The organism is Pseudomonas sp. HP_12 (assembly GCF_055283955.1).
Genome location: NZ_JBTOQG010000010.1, coordinates 101,823 through 125,131, shown reverse-complemented (window position 1 = coordinate 125,131; position 23,309 = coordinate 101,823). Strand labels below are relative to the sequence as shown.

Annotated in this window: 27 protein-coding genes; 10 read left to right on the top strand and 17 right to left on the bottom strand. The window is 60.6% G+C overall.

What is annotated here, in order from left to right:
- Nucleotides 1-106: 106 nt before the first annotated feature.
- Nucleotides 107-1,045: an aspartyl/asparaginyl beta-hydroxylase domain-containing protein gene (locus ACYASU_RS09615; RefSeq protein WP_133773082.1), complete on the bottom strand. Its 939-nt coding sequence runs from the start codon at nt 1,043-1,045 to the stop codon at nt 107-109.
- Between the two features lie 158 nt (nt 1,046-1,203).
- Nucleotides 1,204-2,178 carry a cysteine synthase A gene (gene cysK / locus ACYASU_RS09610; protein WP_463582647.1) on the bottom strand — a complete coding sequence of 325 codons (975 nt, stop codon included), beginning with the start codon at nt 2,176-2,178 and terminating at the stop codon, nt 1,204-1,206.
- Between the two features lie 126 nt (nt 2,179-2,304).
- Between cysK and ACYASU_RS09605 the strand changes: the two genes are divergently transcribed.
- Nucleotides 2,305-3,378, top strand: coding sequence for a DUF748 domain-containing protein (locus ACYASU_RS09605; RefSeq protein ID WP_192170922.1), 1,074 nt, complete (start codon nt 2,305-2,307; stop codon nt 3,376-3,378).
- An 83-nt stretch (nt 3,379-3,461) separates the two neighbouring features.
- Here ACYASU_RS09605 and ACYASU_RS09600 read toward each other — a convergent pair whose 3' ends face one another.
- Both ACYASU_RS09600 and ACYASU_RS09595 read right to left on the bottom strand, forming a co-directional pair.
- Entirely contained in the window at nt 3,462-4,010 is a 549-nt protein-coding gene (locus ACYASU_RS09600) for a DUF2442 domain-containing protein (RefSeq protein ID WP_463582646.1), read from the bottom strand.
- A complete protein-coding gene (locus tag ACYASU_RS09595) occupies nt 4,007-4,237 on the bottom strand; it encodes a DUF4160 domain-containing protein (RefSeq protein WP_192170920.1) in 231 nt (76 codons plus the stop codon). The genes ACYASU_RS09600 and ACYASU_RS09595 overlap by 4 nt, the downstream gene beginning before the upstream one ends.
- 206 nt (nt 4,238-4,443) lie before the next feature.
- Here ACYASU_RS09595 and ACYASU_RS09590 point away from each other — a divergent pair, with 206 nt between their 5' ends.
- Complete coding sequence (locus ACYASU_RS09590; RefSeq protein WP_282370594.1) at nt 4,444-5,289, top strand: AAA family ATPase; 846 nt, start codon at nt 4,444-4,446, stop codon at nt 5,287-5,289.
- A 45-nt stretch (nt 5,290-5,334) separates the two neighbouring features.
- Nucleotides 5,335-6,513, top strand: coding sequence for a vWA domain-containing protein (locus ACYASU_RS09585; protein WP_122537461.1), 1,179 nt, complete (start codon nt 5,335-5,337; stop codon nt 6,511-6,513).
- A gap of 98 nt (nt 6,514-6,611) precedes the next feature.
- On the opposite strand, the gene ACYASU_RS09580 is transcribed toward ACYASU_RS09585, so the two are convergent.
- The 6 genes from ACYASU_RS09580 to ACYASU_RS09555 form a co-directional block, all read right to left on the bottom strand.
- Nucleotides 6,612-7,538 carry a 5-oxoprolinase subunit C family protein gene (locus ACYASU_RS09580; protein ID WP_463582645.1) on the bottom strand — a complete coding sequence of 309 codons (927 nt, stop codon included), beginning with the start codon at nt 7,536-7,538 and terminating at the stop codon, nt 6,612-6,614.
- The gene (locus tag ACYASU_RS09575) at nt 7,535-8,239 is read right to left on the bottom strand and encodes a 5-oxoprolinase subunit B family protein (protein WP_463582644.1); all 705 of its coding nucleotides are present in this window, start codon (nt 8,237-8,239) and stop codon (nt 7,535-7,537) included. Before ACYASU_RS09575 ends, ACYASU_RS09580 begins: the two co-directional genes overlap by 4 nt.
- Entirely contained in the window at nt 8,236-9,000 is a 765-nt protein-coding gene (locus ACYASU_RS09570) for a 5-oxoprolinase subunit PxpA (protein ID WP_463582643.1), read from the bottom strand. Before ACYASU_RS09570 ends, ACYASU_RS09575 begins: the two co-directional genes overlap by 4 nt.
- Before the next feature lie 345 nt (nt 9,001-9,345).
- Nucleotides 9,346-9,870 carry a DUF2937 family protein gene (locus ACYASU_RS09565; RefSeq protein ID WP_192170912.1) on the bottom strand — a complete coding sequence of 175 codons (525 nt, stop codon included), beginning with the start codon at nt 9,868-9,870 and terminating at the stop codon, nt 9,346-9,348.
- 13 nt (nt 9,871-9,883) lie between these two features.
- Nucleotides 9,884-10,657 (bottom strand): class II glutamine amidotransferase, encoded by a 774-nt coding sequence (locus ACYASU_RS09560; RefSeq protein ID WP_463582642.1) that lies wholly within the window; start codon nt 10,655-10,657, stop codon nt 9,884-9,886.
- A gap of 51 nt (nt 10,658-10,708) precedes the next feature.
- The gene (locus tag ACYASU_RS09555; protein WP_463582641.1) at nt 10,709-11,212 is read right to left on the bottom strand and encodes an MFS transporter; all 504 of its coding nucleotides are present in this window, start codon (nt 11,210-11,212) and stop codon (nt 10,709-10,711) included.
- 151 nt (nt 11,213-11,363) lie between these two features.
- On the opposite strand from ACYASU_RS09555, the gene ACYASU_RS09550 reads away from it, so the two are divergent.
- Both ACYASU_RS09550 and ACYASU_RS09545 read left to right on the top strand, forming a co-directional pair.
- A complete protein-coding gene (locus ACYASU_RS09550) occupies nt 11,364-13,421 on the top strand; it encodes a S9 family peptidase (protein WP_463582640.1) in 2,058 nt (685 codons plus the stop codon).
- Nucleotides 13,422-13,539: 118 nt separating this feature from the next.
- Entirely contained in the window at nt 13,540-14,022 is a 483-nt protein-coding gene (locus tag ACYASU_RS09545) for a Crp/Fnr family transcriptional regulator (RefSeq protein ID WP_463582639.1), read from the top strand.
- A gap of 12 nt (nt 14,023-14,034) precedes the next feature.
- Here the strand turns inward: ACYASU_RS09545 and ACYASU_RS09540 are convergent, their stop codons facing one another.
- A complete protein-coding gene (locus ACYASU_RS09540; RefSeq protein ID WP_463582638.1) occupies nt 14,035-14,322 on the bottom strand; it encodes a hypothetical protein in 288 nt (95 codons plus the stop codon).
- Nucleotides 14,323-14,433: 111 nt separating this feature from the next.
- Here ACYASU_RS09540 and ACYASU_RS09535 point away from each other — a divergent pair, with 111 nt between their 5' ends.
- From ACYASU_RS09535 to ACYASU_RS09520, 4 genes are all read left to right on the top strand, one after another.
- On the top strand, nt 14,434-15,120 hold the full coding sequence (locus tag ACYASU_RS09535; RefSeq protein ID WP_463582637.1) for a spermidine synthase: 687 nt from the start codon (nt 14,434-14,436) through the stop codon (nt 15,118-15,120).
- A gap of 70 nt (nt 15,121-15,190) precedes the next feature.
- Complete coding sequence (locus ACYASU_RS09530) at nt 15,191-15,562, top strand: YajD family HNH nuclease (RefSeq protein ID WP_074890657.1); 372 nt, start codon at nt 15,191-15,193, stop codon at nt 15,560-15,562.
- A gap of 164 nt (nt 15,563-15,726) precedes the next feature.
- Nucleotides 15,727-16,215, top strand: a complete 489-nt coding sequence (locus ACYASU_RS09525) for an RNA methyltransferase (protein WP_065986778.1) — start codon at nt 15,727-15,729, stop codon at nt 16,213-16,215.
- Nucleotides 16,216-16,300: 85 nt separating this feature from the next.
- On the top strand, nt 16,301-16,672 hold the full coding sequence (locus ACYASU_RS09520; protein WP_108122086.1) for a YgaP family membrane protein: 372 nt from the start codon (nt 16,301-16,303) through the stop codon (nt 16,670-16,672).
- A 62-nt stretch (nt 16,673-16,734) separates the two neighbouring features.
- Here ACYASU_RS09520 and ACYASU_RS09515 read toward each other — a convergent pair whose 3' ends face one another.
- The gene (locus tag ACYASU_RS09515) at nt 16,735-17,184 is read right to left on the bottom strand and encodes a YcgN family cysteine cluster protein (protein ID WP_192170907.1); all 450 of its coding nucleotides are present in this window, start codon (nt 17,182-17,184) and stop codon (nt 16,735-16,737) included.
- A 306-nt stretch (nt 17,185-17,490) separates the two neighbouring features.
- Between ACYASU_RS09515 and ACYASU_RS09510 the strand changes: the two genes are divergently transcribed.
- On the top strand, nt 17,491-18,084 hold the full coding sequence (locus tag ACYASU_RS09510) for a nitroreductase family protein (RefSeq protein WP_463582636.1): 594 nt from the start codon (nt 17,491-17,493) through the stop codon (nt 18,082-18,084).
- Between the two features lie 124 nt (nt 18,085-18,208).
- Here ACYASU_RS09510 and ACYASU_RS09505 read toward each other — a convergent pair whose 3' ends face one another.
- The 5 genes from ACYASU_RS09505 to ACYASU_RS09485 all read right to left on the bottom strand — a co-directional run bounded on the left by ACYASU_RS09505 (nt 18,209) and on the right by ACYASU_RS09485 (nt 23,135).
- Nucleotides 18,209-19,141 carry a D-2-hydroxyacid dehydrogenase gene (locus tag ACYASU_RS09505; RefSeq protein ID WP_463582635.1) on the bottom strand — a complete coding sequence of 311 codons (933 nt, stop codon included), beginning with the start codon at nt 19,139-19,141 and terminating at the stop codon, nt 18,209-18,211.
- Nucleotides 19,142-19,272: 131 nt separating this feature from the next.
- Complete coding sequence (locus tag ACYASU_RS09500; protein WP_122537448.1) at nt 19,273-19,566, bottom strand: YcgL domain-containing protein; 294 nt, start codon at nt 19,564-19,566, stop codon at nt 19,273-19,275.
- On the bottom strand, nt 19,563-20,696 hold the full coding sequence (rnd, locus tag ACYASU_RS09495) for a ribonuclease D (RefSeq protein WP_192170904.1): 1,134 nt from the start codon (nt 20,694-20,696) through the stop codon (nt 19,563-19,565). The genes ACYASU_RS09500 and rnd overlap by 4 nt, the downstream gene beginning before the upstream one ends.
- Nucleotides 20,697-20,836: 140 nt before the next feature.
- The gene (locus tag ACYASU_RS09490) at nt 20,837-21,493 is read right to left on the bottom strand and encodes a class I SAM-dependent methyltransferase (RefSeq protein ID WP_192170903.1); all 657 of its coding nucleotides are present in this window, start codon (nt 21,491-21,493) and stop codon (nt 20,837-20,839) included.
- A complete protein-coding gene (locus tag ACYASU_RS09485; protein WP_463582658.1) occupies nt 21,486-23,135 on the bottom strand; it encodes a phosphoethanolamine transferase in 1,650 nt (549 codons plus the stop codon). The genes ACYASU_RS09490 and ACYASU_RS09485 overlap by 8 nt, the downstream gene beginning before the upstream one ends.
- Between the last annotated feature and the right edge of the window lie 174 nt (nt 23,136-23,309).

Sequence of the window (23,309 nt, the reverse complement as noted above, 5' to 3'; positions counted from 1 at the left end):
CCCGGAGAGGATTGAATAGACGTGCTATTTGCCGGTTATGCCCTTGCCCCGAGCATAAAAAAAGCGCCGCTGCACAGGGTGCAGCGGCGCTCGATAAAGCCGAGTGTTAGCCGAACAGCCAGTAGCCCAGCAGCGTCAGCACGATCACTGCCAGCACCGGACGCAGGATGCGATAGGCCTTGGGGTTGGCGCGTTTGAACTGCTTGACCTTGCCGCTGAAGCTGTTGCTGAAGCGCTTGCTGAACGCATAGGCCTGATTGATCCCGCCGACGCGCTCGTCATCGGTGTTCTGCGGCGCGGTGGCGCGACCGAGAAACGCACTGACGCGGCGGTTGACCGCGGTCATGAAACGATTGCTCAGCGGCCGCTCGATGTCGCAGAACAGAATCACGCGGGTGACGTCGGTTTCGTTCTTGACCCAGTGCACGTAGGTTTCATCGAACATCACGTCGTCACCGTCGCGCCATGCGTAGACCTGACCGTCGACGAAGATGCGGCAATCGTCGGAGTTCGGCGTCGACAGGCCCAAGTGATAACGCAAGGAGCCGGCAAACGGGTCGCGGTGCGGGTTCAAGTGACTGCCACCGGGCAACAGGGCGAACATCGCGCCTTTGACGTTGGGAATGCGGCTGACCAGTTCGACCGTCTTGGGGCACAGCGCCTCGGCGGACGGCAGCGGTTTGTCGTACCACTTCAGGTAAAAACGCTTCCAGCCTTTCTTGAAGAACGACCCGAAACCCGCGTCGTTGTCCTTCGCGGCGGCACGGATATAGCCTTCGTCGAACAGGTGCATGGCTTCATCGCGGATGGTTTCCCAGTTGTCGCGCAGCACATCGAGCTCGGGAAACTTGCTGCGGTCCAGATAAGGCTTGGACGGCACGCTGGAGAAGAGGTACATCAAGGCGTTATACGGGGCGAACAGTGCGGAGTGATTCACGAACTGGCGCAATACCGGCAAACGCGCCTTGCCGCGCAGATGCACGTACAGCGTGCTGCCGACAAACAGCAGCAGAATCGCCGCTTTGACAGCAAAAGAAAGGGTCATGAAACTCTCCTTGGAACAGGGCCGAACCGCGCGGCCCGAAGCTTACGCTGCTGAAACCGCCGCCGGATGACCTGGGACAATCTTCCGGCGGGTTTCGAATGGCGGCCATCATAAGCCTTAGTCCGCCGGGTAAAAAGCCGAAGCAGCCGCCAACACGACTATTGGGTCAGCTCGCGTTCAGTAAACAGGTCGCTGAAGAGCATGCTCGACAGGTAGCGCTCGCCCGAATCCGGCAGCACCACCACGATCGTCTTGCCCTGCATTTCCGGCTTCTCGGCCATCCGCACCGCTGCGTGCATGGCGGCACCACAGGAAATACCGCAGAGAATCCCCTCCTCCTGCATCAGGCGCAGGGCCATGGCCTTGGCTTCTTCGTCACTCACCAGTTCGACGCGGTCGACAATCGAGAGGTCGAGGTTTTTCGGGATGAAACCCGCGCCAATGCCCTGAATCTTGTGGGGGCTGGGTTTGATCTCTTCACCGGCCATCGCCTGGGTGATGATCGGCGAGCCCATGGGTTCGACAGCCACCGAGATAATCGGCTTGCCCATGGCGTGCTTGATGTAGCGCGAGACCCCGGTGATCGTGCCGCCGGTGCCGACGCCCGCAACCAGCACGTCGATAGTGCCGTCGGTGTCGTTCCAGATTTCCGGGCCGGTGGTTTTCTCGTGAATGGCCGGGTTGGCCGGGTTCTCGAACTGCGCCGGCATGAAGTACGTGGCGGGGTCACTGGCAAGCAACTCCTCGGCCTTGGCGATGGAGCCTTTCATGCCCAGCGCCGGCTCGGTCAGCACCAGTTCGGCGCCCAGGGCCTTGAGCACTTTGCGCCGCTCTATACTCATGGAGGCCGGCATGGTCAGTGTCAGCTTGTAGCCACGGGCTGCGGCAACAAAGGCCAGGCCGATGCCGGTGTTGCCAGAAGTGGGTTCGACGATGGTCATGCCAGGCTTGAGTTTGCCGCTGCTTTCGGCGTCCCAGATCATGTTCGCGCCGATCCGGCACTTGACGGAATACCCCGGATTACGCCCCTCGATCTTGGCCAGGATGGTGACCCCGCGCGGCGCGATTCGGTTGATCTGCACCAGTGGCGTGTTGCCGATGGAATGGGCGTTATCTGCGTAAATACGGCTCATGACCGGGTCCTTGTGCAGGTTTGGAAAAGCTCAAAGCCTATGCCTTGAGCCGGTGCAACGTCCAGTCGAAGCGAACCGATCACATCGCCAGCAGTCAACAAAACTACGTCACTGGAGGGTGGAGACATGAAACGTCGTTACAGCTGGCCGTTATGGACAATTGTTGGCTTGGTGGTGTTGCTGATCGCAGTCCACATCGCGCTGCCCTACGTGGTGCGCAATTACCTCAATGAAAAACTCGCCGACATGGGCGACTACCGCGGTCAGGTCACCGATGTGGACCTCGCCCTGTGGCGCGGGGCCTACCGCATCAATGGCCTGAAAATCGTCAAGGTCGACGGCAAGGTGCCCGTCCCGCTGCTGAATGCGCCGGTCATCGACCTCGCTGTCAGCTGGCACTCGCTGTGGTACGACCATGCCGTGGTCGCCGAGGTCGCATTTGTCAGCCCTGAACTCAACTTCGTCGACGGTGGCCCGGACAAGCGCCAGTCCCAGACCGGTGCGGGCACTGACTGGCGCGCTCAGCTGGACAAGCTGCTGCCGATCACCCTCAACGAGATGCGCATTCAGGACGGCAAGATCACCTTCAGCAATTTCAACTCGACGCCGAAGGTAAAAATCGATGCCGACAACATCAACGCCAGCATCTATAACCTGACCAACGTCGAAGACAAGGCCGGCAAGCGCGATGCCCGTTTCGAGGGCAAGGCCATGCTTCTGGGCCACGCGCCACTGGAAAGCACCGCGACGTTCGACCCGTTCAGCCTGGAGGACTTTGACTTCAAGCTGCGCGCGACCGGTATTCAGCTCAAGCGCCTGAACGACTTCGCCTCTGCGTACGGCAAATTCGACTTCAACGCAGGCGACGGCGATGTGGTCATCGAAGCCCAGGCCACCAATGGCCAACTCAGTGGCTACATCAAGCCGCTGCTGCGCAATGTGGATGTATTCGACTGGCAGCAGGACGTCGAGAACCAGAACAAAGGCTTTTTCCGATCGATCTGGGAAGCCGTGGTCGGCGGCAGCGAAACAGTGCTCAAGAACCAAGGGAAAAACCAGTTTGCCACCCGCGTCGAACTCAGCGGCAGTGTTCACAAACAGGACATCAATGCGTTCGAGGCGTTTTTGCAGATCCTGCGCAATGCGTTCATAAAGGCGTTCAACACGCGCTACGACAGCGGCAAAAGTGAGGCGAAGTAAGCCGGCCACTTCCTACGTAAATGGAGCCAGATCGCGAGCGTTGTGTCGGCGATGGATCATCGTTGACACAACGCCGTCCTGGCTCACTGGTCATCTTCACCGGTGCCTTTGTTGGCGCCGCTCGCCTCGTCTACACCGCTTCCTGTGCCAACTCCATAAGCCGCACGCTTCTCGGCCAGCAACACGCCGTTCTCTGGCTGATTCTGCAACGCATCCCATCCCAGACACGCCAACGCCAGGGTGCGCGGTGCCGCCTCGCTGCCGTTGGTGTAACGGGTGATGCTGCGCGTGCTGACGCCCAGCGCTTCAGCCGCCATGGCCAGCGGCAAGCCGGTGCGCGCACGCCAGCCGATGAATATCCGCGTGTTCTCGTCGGTAGCGGCCTGCGCCTTGGCGTCCAGGTACAGGGTGTCGGCGCCGATCTGGATGTCGGGCTCGGCCCACTCGACGGTCCAGCCGTCGTCGCCGATCTGAGCCTGCTTGAACACGTTCGGATCCTTGAGCGGTTGCAGCCCCGGAAATGCAGCGATGTCGCTGCTCAGGTCGAGGACGTATTTCACGTCGTTGATAAATGTCAGCGCCAATTTTTGGTGAGCCAGCGCCTCTACGGTCTTGAGGCGTGGACGTTTCATGGATGCCATCGTTTCCATTCCTCCAGCAGTTCTGTTTGGTGGGCCCTTACCCATTCGAGCGCCTCCCTGAGTACGGCGGCCGGGGCGTGGCCGAGCATGGGTTCAACCAACTGCAGACAGATCAACACATCCAGCCCGCCACCGGTGAGGTGCACGTGAGGCGGCAGGTGATCCTTTTCCCGCAGTTGAATCCAGTATTTGTCCCTGAATCTGTATTTAGTCGACATGCGCAGCAAGGTATCGCTATTTTGGCGATACCTCAACGGTCGTTACAATTTTTAGCCGGTCAGGTCGTGACGCCCCATTCAGATACTGAATAAAGCGTTTGCGTTCACAGTGGCGCGGTGTGCGCGGTATAGTCGCTGCACTCTTTGCGCCCTATCTTGCGCGGTTAAGGCCTACGGCCTGTTCGCGCTGTTCGAGGATTTTCCCGATGAAATTCGAAGGCACCCACGCCTACGTCGCCACCGACGATCTGAAGCTTGCGGTCAATGCCGCCATTACCCTGGAGCGCCCGCTGCTGGTCAAGGGCGAGCCCGGCACCGGCAAGACCATGCTCGCCGAGCAACTGGCCGAATCCTTCGGCGCCCGGCTGATCACCTGGCACATCAAATCGACCACCAAGGCGCACCAAGGCCTCTACGAGTACGACGCGGTCAGCCGCCTGCGCGACTCGCAACTGGGCGTCGACAAAGTCCACGACGTTCGTAATTACCTGAAGAAGGGCAAGCTCTGGGAAGCCTTTGAATCCGAAGAGCGGGTGATTCTGTTGATCGACGAGATCGACAAGGCGGACATCGAATTCCCCAACGACCTGCTGCAAGAACTCGACAAAATGGAGTTCTACGTTTACGAGATCGACGAGACGATCAAGGCCAAAAAGCGCCCGATCATCATCATTACGTCCAACAACGAAAAAGAGCTGCCGGACGCGTTTCTGCGCCGCTGCTTCTTTCACTACATCGCGTTTCCCGATCGCACCACGCTGCAGAAGATCGTCGACGTGCATTACCCGAACATCAAGAAGGACCTGGTCAGCGAAGCACTGGACGTGTTCTTCGATGTGCGCAAAGTCCCGGGCCTGAAGAAAAAACCCTCGACCTCCGAATTGGTGGACTGGCTCAAATTACTGATGGCCGACAACATCGGCGAAGCGGTACTGCGCGAGCGCGACCCCACCAAAGCCATCCCGCCGCTGGCCGGCGCGCTGGTCAAGAACGAGCAGGACGTGCAGCTGTTAGAGCGTCTGGCGTTCATGAGCCGTCGCGGCAATCGCTGAGCCTTTTTGGTCAAGCTTATTTAGATCAAGCGCGGGACGCCGACTATGTTGCTCAACCTGTTCAACGAAATGCGCGCTGCCAAAGTGCCGGTTTCGTTGCGTGAACTGCTCGACCTCATCAACGCGCTGAAGCAGCGCGTGACGTTCGCTGACATGGACGAGTTCTATTACCTGTCGCGCACGATTCTGGTGAAGGACGAGCGCCATTTCGACAAGTTCGACCGGGCGTTCGGCGCGTACTTCAATGGCCTGGAAAAGCTCGACGATCACCTGCAGGCGTTGATCCCCGAAGACTGGCTGCGCAAGGAATTCGAGCGCTCGCTAACCGCTGAAGAGCGCGCGCAGATCCAGTCCCTGGGCGGCCTGGACAAGCTGATTGAAGAATTCAAGAAGCGTCTGGAAGAGCAAAAGGAGCGCCACGCCGGCGGCAATAAATGGATCGGCACCGGCGGCACCAGCCCGTTCGGATCGGGCGGTTACAACCCCGAGGGAATTCGGGTGGGCGACGCCGGCCAGCGTCAGGGCAAGGCCGCGAAGGTCTGGGATCAGCGCGAGTACAAGAACCTTGATGATGGGGTTGAGTTGGGCACGCGCAATATCAAAGTGGCCCTGCGGCGCCTGCGCAAATTCGCACGCCAGGGTGCGGCAGACGAACTGGACATCGATGGCACGATCGACCACACCGCCCGCGACGCCGGCTTGCTGAACATCCAGATGCGCCCGGAACGCCGCAACACCATCAAGCTGTTGCTGCTGTTCGACATCGGCGGTTCGATGGACGCCCATGTGAAGATCTGCGAAGAACTGTTCTCGGCCTGCAAGACCGAGTTCAAGCACATGGAGTATTTCTACTTCCATAACTTCGTTTACGAATCAGTGTGGAAGAACAACCAGCGCCGCACCTCCGAGCGCACCGCCACCCAGGACCTGCTTCACAAATACGGCGCGGATTACAAAGTCATCTTCATCGGCGACGCCGCCATGGCGCCCTACGAAATCACCCAACCGGGCGGCAGCGTCGAGCACTGGAACGAAGAAGCAGGCTATGTCTGGATGCAGCGGTTCATGGCCAAGTTCAAAAAGATCATCTGGATCAATCCGTACCCCAAAGACGCCTGGGCCTACACCACCTCCACCAACATCGTGCGGGACTTGATCGAAGACCAGATGTACCCGCTGACCCTGCGGGGGTTGGAGGAAGGGATGCGGTATTTGGCGAAGTGATGCTGAAATCTCAACAAAGGGCGACGTCGCGGATCTCCCCGCAGATGGCAGACGGTGTTTGCCGCATGATTGCGCGGCGCCTGGACAACTGAAACCTCCTAAAGAAGACCGCTGACAAGCTTCAAAAACCGCACCTGCTCCCGATGTGCAACGTCCTGCACCACCGCCTTCATCCGCACCACACTCCCCGGCAGTTGCTGCGCCAGCCGGGCCAGTGACATCGGCGTCAGCGCGCCGAGCCTCGGATAACCACCGATGGTCTGGCGGTCGTTGAGCAGGACGATCGGCTGACCATCCGGCGGGACCTGAATCGCGCCCAGCGGAATGCCTTCGGAAATCATCGGTTTGCCCTGATAAACCAGTTCCGGCCCGAGCAAGCGCATGCCCATCCGGTCGGCACGGCTGTCGAGGGTCCAGTCGCTGTTGAACGCATCGAACAGACTCAGGCCGCTGAACTGGCCGATCTGCGCACCCAGTACCACATCCAGCGGGCGCTGATCGGAAAAGTCGGGGATGAGGTGATCGGGAAGCGCGTGCAGCTCAAACGACGCCCCTGAATAAGTCAGGCGATCCCCTTCAGCCAGCGCTTTGCCGGAACCGTCCAGCCCGCCCAACCCCTCACGTGTGACGGTGGCGCAACTGCCGAGCACATCGACTGCCGCAAATCCGCCGGGCGCGGCGAGATACGCGCGAGCACCCGTGATAGGCCGGGTAAAACGTAGCTGCTGACCTTTGCGAACGAAGAAGCTGCGCCACGGCGGAATCGGTCGTTCGTCGAGCACGGCGTTCAGATCCGCACCGGCCAGCGCCAGGCAGCAGTCGGATTCGGCCAGCAGCGTCAGGCCGCCCAGTGTCACTTCGATGACGGCAGCGTCCAGCGGGTTATTCAACAGTTTATTGGCCCACGACATCGACACCCAATCCAGCGCCCCGCCTTGGGTAACGCCGAGATGTCGCGCGCCAAACCGGCCCGCGTCCTGCAAGAGGCACAGCGGCGTGCTGCTTTTTACCGTGAGCGCGCTCATGCCAGGCCCTCCAGCGGCGTGTCGTCGCCGCCGAGACGTATAAACTCGGCGTGATCAACAGCGGCAAACCGCACGGTATCGCCGGGCTGCATCAAGCTGTAGCCGTCGATTTCGCGATCAAAGAGTTTGGCAGGGGTGCGCCCGAGGATGTTCCAGCCGCCGGGCGACTCAAGCGGGTAGGCCGCGGTTTGCCGCTCGGCGATGCCGACGCTTCCCGCCGCTACGCGCTTGCGGGGGGTCTTGATGCGCGGCGCGGCGAGGACTTCTTCCACCAGCCCCATGAACGCGAACCCCGGTGCGAAACCCAGCGCGAAGACTTGATACTCGCGCTGGCTGTGGCGGCGAATCACCTCGTCCACCGACAACCCGCTTCGCCCGGACAACAGGCTTAACTCGGGCCCGACGCTTAAGTCGTACCAGACCGGCAACACATGCTGCCGACCGTTTTGGGTTGCGTCGGGTGTGAGATCAGTCAGCGCCTCGGTAATGATTGCCCGAGCCTGTGTTGGACTCAGCGCCAACAGATCGTAATGCACCATCAGCGTGGTGTAGGACGGCACCAGATCAATCAAATGCGCAGCGAAACCCTCGCGCAACCGCGACGTCGCGGCGAGCATCCACGGCATGTTGGCCTCGTCGATGGCGTCGAACAGGCGGACCATCAGGCAATCGATGGCGACGACTTCGATGCGAAGGTTCACAGGGCAGACGGTCCGGCATCAGCGTCGTTCAACGCCTGACGAATGCGCTGGACTGCGTCGATGGAGCTGGCGTTGTCGCCGTGCACGCACAGGGTGTGGGGCGTGAGTCGCAGCTCGCTGCCATCGCTGGCAATCAACGCTTCGCCTCGGGACAAGGTCATGGCCTGGGCGATGATGACTTCTGCATCGTGATGCACAGCTCCCGGCAGATTGCGGGAGACCAGACGCCCTACGCTGTCGTACGCGCGATCGGCGAAGGCTTCGAACCACAGCGTGACGCCGAATTCATCGGCAATGACCTGCGCCGCCGAGTTGTCGCGCATGGCCAGCAGCATCAGCGGCAGTTCCGGGTTGTAACGGGCGATGGCTTCGATGACCGCGCGCAGTTGGGTCGGGTTGGCCATCATGTCGTTGTACATCGCGCCGTGGGGTTTGACGTAGCTGACGTGACTGCCCTGGGCGCGGCAAACGCCGTCGAGTGCGCCGATCTGGTAATGCAGCAGGTCTTGAATCTCTTGCGCAGAACAGGCCATCGAGCGACGGCCGAAACCCACCAGATCCTGATAAGCCGGGTGCGCGCCAATGGTGACATTGTTGGCCAGCGCCAGCGCGACGGTTTTGCGCATAACGCTCGGGTCACCGGCATGAAAGCCGCAGGCGATGTTGGCGCAATCGATGTAGGGCATGACCTCGGCGTCCAGACCCATGGTCCAGGCGCCGTAGCTTTCGCCGATATCACAATTCAATAACAGGCGGCTCAATGGCGTGACTCCTGTGCGAACGAAACGGGGAGAAGCTCGAGTGTACGCGCGGGGTTGTCAGGTTGGCAGCGCGGGAACACAGGGCTGTGCGGATGGGAGCATTCTTCGGCGCGGATGGCCGAAGCGTCCAACTAATAAAAGCGCGGGGGGAGGATAAGAAAAAGTGAACGGTGCGGGGGATTTTTGCTGACCGGGACGGCCCCTTCCTGGCTGAAGCCGGTCCCACTGGGTGCGCGGCGTGTCAGGAAGTCCCAATGGGCACGCGCGGTCTTTAGTGGGACCGGCTTTAGCCGGGAAGGCGTCAGCGAGACCACTGCTCAATCAAGCAAATGCCGGCAACTCGCCTCAGCGCCAGTCGCGACCCACCGGTCGCACGTGATGCCGACCCACAAACACCCAATCGATGAACACCACAATACTTTCGATGACCAGCGAGAACAGCAGCGCGCACATCAGGCCCCAGCCGATGACTTCCGGCGACAGCAGCACCTGCCAGGTATAACCATTCCAGGTTTCGGTGCGGATGTTGGTGTCGGCGGCGGTCAGCACATGCCAGGCGCGGGCATACCACGGGCCTTGCAGGGCCAGCCATTCGCGGTCGAGTGTCTGATTGCGGGTGAGCAGGTTGCTGATGTTGTCGGCATCGGTGCGGAACACCGGGTCGTCGCTGCTGCGGTAATGCTGGATCAGCGCCTGGACGTCGCCATTGAAGAACCGCAGGGCGGTCTCGTTATAGCCGCGCAGGCTTTGCTGCGCTTCCAGCATGTGCGCTTCGACGCGCTTGCTGTAATCGCTGATGAAGCCTGGAATCTGCACGCCTATCAACAGGCCTGCCGTGAACAACACCAGTCGTATATAGCTGCGCAGCATAGATCCCTCTCTTTCAGGCCGAGCCTTCGGCAACGCATTCGCCGCGGCGCCAAAGACTCCAGTGACCCGGCTCGTAACGGTTCCAGGTCTCGTTTTCGGTGAGCGGCTCGGTGGCAATCACCGTCACCACATCGTTGGGCGTGGTTTCCGCCTGAAAATCGACGATGACATCGACGTCTTTCAGGCGCGCCGGCCCGAACGGGGCGCGGCGGGTGATGTGCACCAGCTTGGTCGAACAGTAGCAAAACAGCCAGTCGCCATCACTGAGCAGCGCATTGAACACACCTTTGCTGCGGTATTGGTTGCAGGCTTCGACCAGGGTCGGCAGCAGTTGCTCGATCTCGACCGGCTCGGGGAACGCTTCGCGCACCCGGTTGAGCAGATCGCAGAACGCCGCTTCGCTGTCGGTATCGCCCACCGGCCGATAGAACGTAGCGCCGGGATTGAAATCCGCGAGCTGGCCGTTATGGGCGAAACACCAGTTGCGCCCCCACAGTTCGCGCACGAAAGGATGGGTGTTGGACAGGCAGACCTTGCCGACGTTGGCCTGACGAATGTGGCCGATGACCACTTCGCTCTTGATCGGGTAACGCTGGACCAGCTGTGCGACTTCCGACTCGCTGCTCGCGGCAGGGTCCTGAAACAGGCGCAGGCCGCGGCCTTCGTAGAAACCGATGCCCCAACCATCGCGGTGCGGACCGGTGCGACCACCGCGCTGGATCAGCCCGGTGAAGCTGAACACGATGTCCGTCGGTACGTTGGCACTCATGCCCAGAAGTTCACACATGCTCAGGCCTCGGTGCGTTGACGCACGCGTCCGGGAAGACGCCGGTCACGATCACAGCTTGGGTTCGACGCGATAACGGCCGCTCGGTGCAGATGCTGGCGTTGAAGCGGGCGACTGGCTGGCGAAGCGCCCTGCCCCTTGATCGGCATAAGGCTCGTCGTGTTCCTTTTGTGCGGCGGCAGCCTGTGCAGCGGCGGCTTCGGCGTGGGCCAGACGGGCTTTTTTCTTGCGCAGGAACGGCAAGCGGATCAAGGCGAAGATGAGGTAGAGCCCCAGGGCGATGGCGCCGTAGGTGGAGAGGTCGAGCACGGCGCGCCAGACGTTGTTGCCGACCTTCAGTGCCAGATCCAGCACGCTGATCGCCAGCGCGGGGGCGTATTGGTCCTTGGCCGGATCGACGATGGTCGGGCAGAACAACAGCACGGCGCCGATCACCCGCAAGGGTTCGCGCAGGTAGCGCCACATCCAGCCAGTCAGCTTGAACCACACCAACAGACAACCCAACGCGGCGAACGCGTAAAGGCCCCAGGCAATCAGATAGTCGTTGTCGGTCATGACGTCCGTGGTAAGGCAGGTAAAGAGGCGCTTATGATAACGACTTTTCACCAGCCCGGCTTCCCCGGCTTCAGTTATCGGTCTGCCGCGTGTCCAGCACCGGGCAGCGCGACCGATCCCGTTCAGATGAGCCCACGTGAGAGAGCCCAGCATGCCTTCCGCCCCACACACTTCCAACGCCCCCGTCGCCCGCAAGGCTGGCGGCGCCGACCCGTACGCCTGGCTGCAAAACCGCGACACCGATGAAGTGCTCGATTACCTCAAGGCCGAGAACGCCTGGCAGGAACAGCAGCTCGCCGACCTGCAGCCGTTGCGCGAAACCCTGTTTCAGGAGATCAAGGGCCGTATCCTCGAAACCGACCTGTCACTGCCCTCCCCCTGGGGCCCGTATCTTTACTACACCCGCACCACCGAGGGCGACGAATACGCCCGTCACTACCGCTGCCCGCGTCCGGCCGATGACTCCCAGACCCTCGACGAAAGCGCTGAAGAGTTGCTGCTCGACCCCAACGAACTGGCCGGCGGGGGCTTCTTCTCCCTCGGCGCGTTCAGCATCAGCCCCGACCATCAACGCCTGGCCTACAGCCTCGACACCAGCGGCGAAGAGGTTTATCAGCTGTACGTCAAGGAGCTGAGCAGCGGCGTGGTCAGCAGCCTGCAGTTCGAAGACTGCGACGGCAGCATGACGTGGGCGAACGACAGCCAGACGCTGTTCTTCGGCGAGCTGGACGATACCCATCGTCCGCACAAGCTGTACCGCCATAAACTGGGCGAAGCATCTGCCGAGCTGGTGTTCACCGAGCCCGACGGGCGCTTCTTCCTGCATTGCTACCGCAGCAGCTCGGAGCGGCAATTAATTGTGGGGCTGGACAGCAAAACCACCAGCGAGGCCTGGGTGCTGGACGCCGACACACCCCAGCAGAAGTTCGTGTGCATGGCGCCGCGCAGCGAGGGGCACGAATACTCAGTGGATCACGGCCTGATTGAGGGCAAGTGGAGCTGGGTCATCCGCAGCAATCAGGACGGCATCAACTTTGCGCTGTACCACGCACCCGAAAAACCCGACGGCGCACCTGAGCGGAGCGACTGGCAGAACCTGATTGCCCACAGCGAGAGGGTCATGCTCGACGGCTTCAGCCTCAACGCCAAAGGCCTGACCTTGAGCCTGCGCGAAGGCGGCTTGCCAATCGTCGAAGTCCATCCCCAAGGTCTGCCGGCCTATCGCGTGCAACTGCCGGATGCGGCGTACAACCTGTATGTGCAGGACACCCTTGAGTTCGAGAGCGACAACATTCGCCTGCGCTATCAATCGCTGAACCGTCCGCCGCAGGTCTGGCAATTGTCGCTGGCCACCGGGGAACAAATCGTACTCAAGGAAACGCCCGTACTGGGTGTGTTCGACGCCGATGCCTACGTCAGCCAGCGGTTGTGGGCGACAGCCGCCGACGGTACGCAAGTGCCGATCAGCCTGGTGGTCAAACGCGAGCTGGCCGGTCAGACCGTTCCGCTGTATTTGTACGGCTATGGCGCGTACGGCGAGAGCCTGGACCCGTGGTTTTCCCACGCGCGGCTGAGCCTGCTTGATCGCGGCATCGCTTTCGCCATCGCTCACGTGCGCGGCGGCGGTGAGCTGGGGGAGGCCTGGTACCGCAACGGCAAGCAGGAGCACAAGCAGAACACCTTCAGCGACTTCATCGCCTGCGCCGAACACTTGATCGCGGAGAACATCACCACTGCCGAACAACTGGTGATCAGCGGTGGCAGTGCTGGCGGCCTGTTGATTGGCGCGGTGGTCAATCAGCGTCCGGAGCTGTTCAAGGCGGCCATCGCCGAAGTGCCGTTTGTCGATGTGCTGAACACCATGCTCGATCCCGATCTGCCGCTGACTGTCACCGAGTACGACGAGTGGGGCAACCCGCAAGAGCCGGATGTTCACTTGCGCATCAAGGCCTACGCGCCTTATGAAAACGTCACGGCGCAGCAGTATCCGGCCATGCTGGTGATCGCGGGTTACAACGACAGCCGCGTGCAATATTGGGAAGCGGCCAAGTGGGTGGCGAAACTGCGTGATCTGAAAACCGACGACAACCTGCTGTTGCTCAAGACCGAACTGGGCGCAGGCCACGGTGGCATGAGCGGGCGTTATCAGGGATTGCGTGACGTAGCACTCGAATACGGCTTTATTCTGAAAGTGCTGAACCTGGCCTGACGAAATCTGCGCAGGCGGTGTGTCACATGGGAAGCCCCGGACGCTGTAAAGTCCGGGGCTCTTCGAAGGCGGTCCAGCGTTTCAAGCACTCTTTCAAACCACTTAACTAGAACTCGCCATGTCTACATTGCTCAACTCTTCGTCACTGAATAAGGAAATCCGCGACATGCTGATGGACTGCGGTCTGTTCATCGCCCTGACGCCCGCGGAATTTGCCGCGGCTGCGGGATACTTCAGCATCAGCAACATTGAAAAAGGTGACGCGATCTTCAACGAAGGCGACGCGGGCACGTTCATGTGCATCATTCATTCGGGCACCGTGTCGGTGCAGAAGCTGAACAGCGACGGCCATCCGGTGGAGACCGCCATTCTGCGCAGCGGCAGAGCGTTTGGCGAAATGGCGGTGCTGGACGGCGAACGCCGCTCGGCCACGTGCGTTGCCGCGTCTTCGTGCGATCTGTTGAACCTGGGCAAGGACTCGCTGGACAAGATGCTCAACGAAGCGCCGAAAGTGGCGGCGAAGATCATCCGCGCGATCGCGGTGGCGATGTCGAAACGGCTGCGCATGATGGACGGTCAAGTGGTGGCGCAGCAGGATTAAGCAGAACGGCGCTCAGGGATTGGGCTTGACCGACGGCTGCAAGCCCGGCAATGGCTCATCGTCCTTTGGCGGACCTGGCTGGGGAATCTTCGGCAGCAGTGGCGGGTTGCCCTGTCCACCTGCGTGGGGAATGCCCGGCGGCGCCACTTGTGGGTACGGCGTTGGCGTTGCGGTACCGGGCGAACCGGCGGACGCCGCAATGGGCTCGGGCGTATTCAGAACAGGTTGCAGGTTCTCGGCGGACGCTTGCGACACGCCGAGCACAGTGATGACAATCGTCAGTAGAATGGAGCACTTCATCGTTGGCCTCCCCTGCCAATCTTTCGCTTATCGCTCAGGCTACTCCTGCGCAACCCATCGCGCTCTGACAAATTGCGCTGTATGCGGCCCGACCCTTTTGACGAGTTATCCATGAAACGTTTTGTTCTGCTCGACACCACTCCGATCCCCGATAACGGCGGCGCCTTGTGCCTGTTCGAGTACGGCGAGGATTTTGTCATCAAGATCCAGGGTGGCGACGGCGGTCAGTTGATGAACACGCGCATGCACGGTTCCGAAGACGCTCTGGCTGAAATCCCCTGCAAGAAGGTCGCGTCCCGCCCCAACCCGCGGGTACTCATCGGCGGACTGGGCATGGGCTTTACCCTGGCGTCGGCACTCAAGCACCTGGGCAAGAACGGCGAAGTGGTTGTCGCTGAGCTGGTGCCCGGCGTCGTCGACTGGAACCGTGGTGCGCTGGGTGAGAAGTCGGGCAATCCGTTGCAGGACCCACGCGCCAAGGTGGTGGTGCAGGACGTCGCCCAAGTGCTGAAAGCCGAACCCCAAGGCTTTGACGCGATCATGCTCGACGTCGACAACGGCCCTGAAGGCCTGACGCAAAAATCCAACAGCTGGCTGTATTCGGCCGGCGGTCTTGCGGCATGCGCCAGCGCATTGCGGCCCAAAGGCGTATTGGCCGTGTGGTCCGCCAGCGCAGATGCGGCCTTCAGCGACAAACTGCGCAAGGCCGGTTTCAAGGCCGAAGAGATCAAGGTCTACGCCCACGGCAACAAGGGCACGCGTCATACCATCTGGATCGCTGAAAAACTCAAGGGCTGATCGACGGGCAAAGCGCTAGACTTGCCTGCATTGCTCTCCATCGCCAACAGAACACGAAACAGGTGACGCCATGAGTTCGGCCAACACGCCAACCAATACTTCCAAACTGGACCGCATCCTCGCCGACAACCAGCGTGACCGCGAAATGGGTTACCGCGACAAAGCCCTGCGCATGTACCCCCACGTCTGCGGCCGCTGCGCCCGGGAATTTGCCGGTAAACGCCTCAGCGAGTTGACCGTTCACCACCGCGACCACAACCATGACAACAATCCCCAGGACGGCTCCAATTGGGAGCTGCTGTGCCTGTACTGCCACGACAACGAACACTCGCGCTACACCGACCAGCAATACTTCTCGGAAAGCTCGACCAGCAGCCCGAAAACCGCCAAGGCGACGCACAACCCGTTCGCCGCGCTGGCCGGGTTGATGAAGAAGGATTGAGGCGTTGAGCTGCAAGTTTTAAGCGGCAAACTGCAAGTAAAAGCACAGCGGCGTTTGTCGGGCCACCGTTCACCGCCTCTTGCAGCTTAAAGCTTTAGGCTTGCAGCTTCCTGCTGCCTCTTTCCCCTATAATCCCGCGCTTTCTCTGATGAGCACCCTCCCCCGTGGCCAACAAACGCTATGCCTGCATCGGCTTGTTCAATCCCAAATCCCCGGAAAACGTCGGTTCGGTGATGCGCGCAGCAGGCTGCTATGGCGTGGCGTCGGTGTTCTACACCGGCAAGCGCTACGAGCGTGCCCGTGATTTCGTTACCGACACCAAGAAGATCCACCAGGACATCCCGCTGATCGGTATTGATGATCTGCGAAAGATCATCCCGCTGGGCTGCGTGCCGGTGGCCGTGGAATTGGTCGAGGGCGCACGTGCGTTGCCGGAGTACACCCACCCTGATCGGGCGATCTATATCTTCGGGCCGGAAGACGGTTCGCTGGATAAAGAGATCCGCGATTGGTGCGAAGACGTGGTGTACATCCCCACGACGGGCTGCATGAACCTCGCCGCGACCGTCAACGTCGTGCTTTACGACCGCATGGCCAAAGGCATCAACACCCGCTCTGGCCCGCAGTTCGGACGGGAAACCGATCGCACCTGACGTTCGAGCGCTGATAAAACGCATTGAACAGTTTGCGCTGGTGACAGTCAGCTTTAAGGACCCTACCCTTCACGGAGAACGCATCATGAGTGACACCCCGATCATTGAACGCATCGAACGACCTTTGCACGATTACCCGGAGCAGAACGTACAGGGCTGGGAGCGCATCGGCTCGCTGGCAGGTGGTGTCCTGATGATGGGCAAAGGCCTGCGCCGCGGCGGGATCTTTGGTCTGGTGCAACTGGCAATCGGCGGCGCCGTTCTGGCCCGTGGCATCACCGGCCACTGCTCGGCCAAAGCGCTGATCGACAAAAGTCGCAGCGAGATGGACGTGGCCCGTTCGCGCATCGAAGAAGCCGGCGCAGAACTGAGCAAGCTGAAAACCAAGGCTGAAGTGGCTGTAGAAGATGCTGTCGACACCGGCGTCGACGCGTTGAAAGGTCCGAAAGGCGTCTGATCGACGCTGCATCGCAAGCAAGCTCGTGACGGCTGAACCGACAGCCTCACGAGCTTTTTGCGTTAGCCCGCACGAAAAATCAGGTAATCCTCCCAGTCGTCCTCGGGCACGCTGCCTTCGCTGAGCATGCGCCCGGACTGAGAAATACGCTGCTTGTGCACCTGTTCCCGGTCCCCGCACACCAGATGGTGCCAGAGCGGCAGGTCCTTGCCCTCGCTGACCAGCCTATAGCCGCAGGTGGGCGGCAGCCATTTGAATTCGTCGGCTTTTCCGGGCGTCAGCTGAATGCAGTCCGGGACCTGGGCCCGGCGATTCGGGTAGTCAGTGCAGGCGCAGGTCTTCAGGTCCAGCAGCTTGCAGGCGATGCGCGTGTAATAAACGCTACCGTCGTCCTCGTCCTCGAGCTTTTGCAGGCAGCACAAACCGCAGCCGTCACACAGCGATTCCCATTCGACGGCATCGAGTTGATCGAGGGTTTTGCGTATCCAGAAGGGTTCAACGATGGCGGCCATGGTTCTCGCGCAAACAGCTGTGGGGCAATGAAAGGCCGCCAGTCTAGAGGTACACGGCAGTTGGGCCAAGCATTGGCGACTGTCGGTAAGACGCGCGCGCCTGATAGATCCGGTTTGAGCGGGAAATACGGCAGGCTTGTCAGCAGCGAGGCGGCGCAGTAGCGTTAGGCCCTCGCAGGCAGCACCACCAATGCCCGCGCCTCACCCAAGTCTTTTTCGACGATGCCTGCCGTCCACGGCCCATCTGAATGATCACGTCGCCTGGCCCCAGGCGGATGGTTTTATCTCTCTTTCAGGATCGCATCCATGAGCGCCAATCCCCGTGTTGCCGAGTACGCCATCGACCCTCAATTCATCGAGCGCTGGTCGCCGCGCGCGTTCAGCGGCGAGAGCATTCCCGAGGAAACCCTGCTGAGTTTTTTTGAAGCCGCGCGCTGGGCGCCTTCTGCGTACAACTCACAGCCATGGCGTTTTCTCTACGCTCGCCGAGACACGCCGAACTGGGAGCGTTTCCTCGGCCTGCTGAATGAATTCAATCGCGGCTGGGCACAGCATGCCTCGGCGCTGGTGATCATTATTTCCAAAACCACCTTCACCGCTCCCGGCGCGACTGAAGAAACACCGGCGCTGTGGCACACCTTCGACACGGGTTCGGCATGGGGATACCTGGCGCTGCAAGCAAGTCTCAGCGGTTGGCACACCCATGGCATGGCCGGTTTTGATCAGGAGCTGACTCGCCAGGCGCTGAAGATTCCGGAGGAATACGCAGTGCATGCGGCGGTGGCGGTCGGCAAGCTGGGGGATAAATCGACGCTGGCTGAATACCTTCAGGCCCGCGAGACGCCGAGCCCGCGTCGGCCGCTGACTGAACTGGCGGCAGAGGGGGATTTCAGTTTGTAAGAGCTGGACGCTCGGTTTTAATGGGACCGGCTTTAGCCGGGAAGGCGTCGGGGGCCACTCCACAAAATGGATGGCGTACACACTGGCCTCTTCCCGGCTGAAGCCGGTCCCACAAGGACAGGCTTCAATACCCCTTCGCGAAATCCACTTCTCCGCGCAACGCCTCGCCGGCCGCATAGGCCTTGAGGTTGTCCACGAACAGCTGGGTCATCGCCGGCGGCGACGTCGGTGCCGAGCTGTGACCGGTGAGCAACAGGCCCCACGCCGTCCAGAACGGGTGACGCTGGGGCAGCGGCTCTTGCCGGCAGACATCAATGACCGCCCCCGCCAGATGTCCTTCCTTCAGCGCTTCGACCAGATCCGCATCCACCACCGCCGTGCCCCGACCGACGTTGATGAATAACGCCGAAGGCTTGAAGCGGGCAAACAGTTTGGCGTTGTAAATATCTTGGGTCTGCGGCGTGTTGGGCAGCAGATTGATGACGAAATCAACCTCGGCCACCAGACGCGGCAGGTCCTCCAGCGCAGCCACCTCAACAAACGGCGCTTCGGTCCGCGCACTCGACGCAATGCCATACAGCTCGACGCCGAACGGCACGAGGAACTGCGCCACGCACCGGCCAATGTCGCCCGTCCCGACGATCAACGCCTTGCGCCCGGACAGGCTGCGGCCCATGCGGTTGTCCCACTTGCGCTCGACCTGACTGACCAACCGCGCCAGCACTTCACGTTCGTGGACCAGCATGTAGGTCAGCACGAACTCGGCCATCACCTGACCGAAGATGCCAACCGCGCGGGTGAGTTGATAGTCGCGGTACAGGCCGTCAGCCAGCAGCGGCGTGATGCCAGCCCAGGTCGATTGCAGCCATTTCGGTTTGTGGCCCTGGCGCAGCAGATTCGCCAGCAGGTCAGGCTGGCCAAGCCAGATCGGCGCCTCGGCGGCCATTTTCGACAGTTCGGCGGAGTTACCGCTGCTCAGCACTTCGATCTCGGGGGCTGTCTGGCGGAGCAGTTCGGTGTAAATGGGGTAATCGTGTTCGGCGATCAGAACGCGCATGGCTTCAAAACTCGAATAAACGGGGCATGCGACCGCGCAGCGTTCCGGACCGCGCTCGGTTGAGCCGGTCAGGTCTGACGCATGCGACGGTCCGGTGTACCCCTGCGGTGGGTTGCAGGGTCAGAAATCGATCACATCGGATCGTTGCGGCGCAGCAGCTCTTCGGGCAGGTGCTCGATGTAATCGTCTTCGGCCGGTGGCATCTGCAGGTGGTAACCCTGCTTGTCCAAATTGGCGAGCACCGCGTGAATGTCTTCGCGGGCCAGGGCGCGCTCCGGCGACAGGACCAGATTGAAGGCGTGCTGCGGCTTGCCGAACGCGGTCAGCAATTCCTCGGGCACACGCTCCAGGGCGTCGCTCTTGAGGACATACAGGTACATTTCATTCCTGCGCGGGCTACGGTAGATGGAGCAAATACGTTTCAAGGCTGTTCTCCGACGTTGGCCAGGCTGTCGAGCAGCATCTGGCCCATCAATTCGCGGCGCCAGCCACGCAGCGAATCGGGCAGTTTATAGGGACCGTCTGGGTAACCGGTCTTGAGCAGGGCTTCGAGGGTCTTCTTGCGCAGCATCAATTCCGGCGCCATGTCGAGACGCTCGGCTTGCTGCTGGCCAATGACGCGCAGGCTCTTGAGCACATTGGAGGCCTCGATCGGCAGCGGCTCCGGCAACGCGGGCGGCCAAAGATCCGGCGACACGCTGCCGGCTTTCTTGATCAGGTCGAGCAGAAACTCGCCGTCCTGACGCACGGTCTTGGGGTGCATGTCGTCGATCTTCGCCAGCGCGGCGAGGTTGTCGGGCTGGGATTTGGCCAGCGGCCAGAGCGAATGTTCGCGGAGGATGCGATTGCGTGGCTGATTACGCAGGCGCGCCTGTTGCTCGCGCCAGGCGCAGAGCTCGCGCAGCACGGCGAGCTGCGCACGGGACAGCTTCCACGCCAGCTTGGCGTCGCGGTAAGCGTCATAAGGATCGGTTTCGCGGCGCAGATTGGCGACCAGTTCAGCACCGTCCTCCAGCACCCACGCATACTTTTCATCGGAAAGACGCGGACGCAGCAGGTTGTACACCTCGGCCAAGTGGACGGCGTCTTCGGCGGCGTAGCTGATCTGGGTTTCCGAGAGGGGGCGTTGCAGCCAGTCCGATCGCGTCTCGCCTTTCGGCAGGTCGATGTTCAGCACTTCCTGGACCAGACGCGAATAACCCATCGAGAACCCGAGGTTCAGGTAGGCCGCAGCCAGTTGCGTGTCGAACAGCGGGGCCGGGAGGCTGCCGGTCAGGCGCAACAGCACCTCGAGGTCCTCGCTGCAGGCGTGAACGACTTTGATGACGTCAGGGTTTTCCAGCAGCGCGGCCAGAGGTTTCCAGTCGCTGATCAGCAACGGGTCGATCAGATAGGCGCTTGAACCATCGCCGATCTGCAACAGCGCGGCGATGGGATAGAAGGTGTCGACCCGCATGAATTCGGTGTCGAGCGCGACGTAGGGCAGGGTCTGCCACTGTGCGCAATGTTCGGCGAGGCTATGGTCGTCGCGAATCCAGTGAATATCGATGGCCACACGGCTCTCCCTCGAAGAATGGCGCGCAGTATATATCGCTACAAGCAGTTACCGGGCATCCGTCCTGCAAGTCTCGAACAACTTCATCTTTGAAGCGCGCAAATAGCCGCCGTGGCGACGACCGTCCATCCGATCACTGATCACTGGCCCGCCTTGCGCAGCACGTACACGCGCCACATGGCGTAGCCGGGGAGAAAGTCGTGATGATCGACGATCCTGAAACCCGCCCGCGCGAACTCGGATTCGATGTCGCTGCGGCACACCACAAATCGATTACGGGGGGCGGACATACCGACCTCCAGTCGACCTTGCTGACGTTTGCGACGCCACGATTTCACGTTGCCGTCGACCCACAGCGCGACGATGGCCGTGTCGCGGGTCACCCGGTGAAACTCGTCGAGAATCGCACCGCGTTTTTCGCTGTCGCCTAGGTGATGGAACAAACGCATGCAGAATATGCAGTCCACCGCGTTGGCGGACAGGCCGATGGAAAACGCCGAACTCTGGAACGTGCGGATGCGCTTGCGCACCTCGCTGGATGACTGTGCCTCGGCGAACGCCAGCCTGTCGGTCGAAGGATCGGCCGCGAGGATCACCCGATTGGCGTGTTCAGCCAGCACCGGCCAGAAACGCCCGGAGCCCGACGGCAAGTCCAGCACCAGCCCGGGCTCGCCCGCATCCCGCAACGCTTTGCGCGCCAGCTGCGCATCGCGCCACAGACTCAGGCGTCGGCTGAGAGTGTGCTCATGCTGGCGCACGTCTTCTACGTGAACCTGCTTGCTGAGGGGCTCACTCATTGGCCAGTACCCCGTCCGTATAAATCCCCCGACAGCCCGCGAACATGTCCAGCGCCGGGTTATAGACGCTTGTGCGCACTTGCAACAGGCCCAGCATTGAATGAAACAAGTTGTCCTGACTGAGCGGCGCGTTTCGCTCTTTTTGCAGACAGTGGGTATCCACAGCGAACGACTGCTGATAGCTCTCGGAAAACCAGGCAATCATCGGGACATGTTTCTGTTGATCGGGCGCCAGCATATAAGGCGTGCCGTGCAGGAACAGGTTGTATTCACCCAACGACTCGCCGTGGTCGGAAAGATAAACCATGGCCGTGTCTACTTTGCCCTGATTGTTGCGCAGGATGTCGATCAACATCGCGAGTACATGGTCGGTGTACAGCAATGTGTTGTCGTAACCGTTAACGATACTTTCCCGCGAGCAATTATTCAGCGCATTGCTTTCACACACCGGGGTGAACTTCTCGAACTCTTTCGGATAACGCTTGAAGTACTCAGGCCCATGACTGCCCATCTGGTGCAGTACCAACACGGTGTCTTTGTCCAGTGTGTCGATGAAGTGCTGCAGCCCCTGTAGCAGGATTTCATCGCGGCACTCGTTGTTGGCACACAACGCCGGATCCTTGAAGTTGCTGACATCCTGCATCGTCACCCGGTCGCAGGTGCCCTTGCAGCCCGATTGGTTGTCGCGCCAGATGACATCGAGCCCGGCGCGCTTCAGCACATCGAGCACGCCTTCTTCATTGCGCGCGGTCGTAGCGTTGTAATCCTTGCGGCCCATGTTGGAAAACATGCAGGGCACCGACACCGCCGTCTCCGTGCCGCAGGAATGCACGTCAGTAAACGTGAGCAGGCCACGCTCCTTGCTCAGCTGTGGCGTGGTGTCGCGGTTATAGCCCAGGATGCCGAAGTTCTCGGCCCGCGCACTTTCGCCCACGACCAGCACGGTCAGTGACTTGCGCTTATGCTGCTGCCAGTCGCTGGCAAGTTTGGCGTCTTGACCAATACTCACGAACGGCCGCTGCGCAGACTTGACCTGCTCGCTCAAGTAACCCACGGACGCCGCCAGGTAATTGCTCGGCACCACCATCAGGCGCAACTCGTGATGATTGCGAAACAGCGAGGACAGCCCCTGGTAATTCATCAACGCAACACCACCGATAGCGACCGCGCACACGACGGACACCAGCGCCTTGCTGAGCAACTCGCGAGGCCAGCGCCGATAGGCAATCGGTGTTTTGAAAAGAATAAACGAAGGCACGACACCCAGAAAGAACAAGTAGCCGAGTAACTTCAAAGAAAGCAGATCACGTACTTCGGTGACATTGGTTTCAGCGAAGTTTCGGAACATGCCCGAATCAATCATCACGCCATATTGGCTCATGAAATAAGCCACACCGGCGCTGATAAAAAAGAGACAGATCAGTACGGGTTTCAATACACGCTTGATCGCTAACAGCGTGAAGAAGATATTAAACGCGCAGAACACCATCAGCGCAAAAGCACAACGCAGCAACAGGCCCTTACCGTCCGAGTCGGTAATTGCAAATAGATGCTGCCAGAGGGTCAGGTTAAACCCGATCAACAAAAAGGCACTGGCAAGCACTGTCACAAGCTCGGGACGAACTGCTTTTACGTTGAGCATAAAAGTCTGCTTGGCTGGAAATGAGAATATAAACGCGGGAGGAACCCCGCCGATGCTGCGAACTTTAGGCATCGGGCCATCAATTTTTTGTGAAAAGGATGAGAACGATTGGTGGGGTGGGATTGCTGCTTGTTGAATAGGGATCCTGCGGGGCAAGCCGCAGGAAATCAGTCA